Source organism: Oleiphilus sp. HI0066, assembly GCF_001635725.1.
Genome location: NZ_LWFH01001834.1, coordinates 1 through 1,419 on the forward strand (window position 1 = coordinate 1; position 1,419 = coordinate 1,419).

Sequence of the window (1,419 nt, forward strand, 5' to 3'; positions counted from 1 at the left end):
TCAGCGGTCATAATTTCCGCAACACAAACCATCTCGCCATCTACAAGAGCGCGGCAGTCAAACTTCCAAATATTGTGCTTAGCCGACAATATGTCTGACTCAAGCACTAACTGATCTCCAGGCACTACAGGACGTTTAAAACGAACTTTATTAACGCCCGCAAAGTAATGCACTAAATTCTCATTAGGCTTTTTATCTGTTGTCACGAAACCCAAAATGCCAGATATCTGAGCAAGCGCCTCTAAAATGTATACTCCCGGCAGAATTGGCATCCCAGGAAAATGCCCCTGAAAGAACCCTTCGTTAATAGATACATTTTTATATCCTGTAATTCGCTCACCACCAACAACAGAGGTAACTCGATCAACAAATAAAAAGGGCGGTCGATGGGGTAGATATTCATGAATTTCACCGATATCCATCGTGCGCACAGTATTTTCCGCCGTCATATTAATTCCCTTATTCTGGATTGATCGAGTCTAGTCGTTTTTCAACAGCCTTCAAACGAGACTCTGTACTATCTAAGCGTCGCAGTCGTGCAATGCTGCGCTTCCAATCTTTGTTACTCTGAACACCTGTGCCGGAGGAATATGCGCCAGGTTCGGTCAAGCTCTTTATGACCATGGTCATTGCAGTAACATGCACACCATCAGTAATCGTCAAATGCCCAGCAATACCACTTGCGCCGCCGACGATACAATTCTTACCTATCGTTGTTGACCCTGCGACAGCGGAACATGCTGCAATCGCGGTGTTTTCGCCAATCACAACATTGTGAGCAATCTGTATTTGGTTATCTAAAATAACGCCATTGCTAATAACAGTATTATCGAGCGCGCCACGATCGATCGTAGTATTCGCACCAATTTCAACATCATCGCCGATAACTACGCCACCCAACTGACTAATACGTTGCCAACCACTACCTGTCGGCGCAAATCCAAAGCCTTCAGATCCTATCACCGCCCCTGCTTGAACAGTACAACGCTCTCCAATCGTCACCCCATGATAAACAACAACGTTACTATAGAGACGAGAATTGGAACCAAGCTCAGAATTCGCACCGATTGACACGTTATCACCGACATATACGCCATCACCGATCACGACATCATCTGCGATGACAACGCCATGTCCAATATATACATTACTCCCAATACTCGCTGATTCCGCAATAACGGAGCGATCAGAAATGTCGGGCGTAAAATTAGCGACGGAATCCCACTCGACACTTAGTTTGGCGTATGCGAGGTATGGATTCTCATGAACGAGAGCATTTCCCTCGAAACCTTCTGCGAGTTTAGGCGATAAAATGACAGCGCCTGCTGAGGTCGTCGCCAAATGCTTTACATAGGCAGGATTTGCAATGAAGCTCAACTTAGCCTGATCCGCATCCTGAATAGTCGCTAAGCCATTAAT

General features: G+C 45.7%; 2 protein-coding genes. Both read right to left on the bottom strand.

Annotated features, from left to right (window positions below; genetic code table 11):
* Positions 1–422, bottom strand: a 422-nt coding sequence (fabZ, locus tag A3738_RS28505; protein WP_068764019.1) for a 3-hydroxyacyl-ACP dehydratase FabZ, incomplete at its 3' end; no start/stop codon positions are given.
* Positions 423–459: 37 nt separating this feature from the next.
* Positions 460–1,419, bottom strand: a 960-nt coding sequence (gene lpxD, locus A3738_RS28510; protein ID WP_068764018.1) for a UDP-3-O-(3-hydroxymyristoyl)glucosamine N-acyltransferase, incomplete at its 5' end; no start/stop codon positions are given.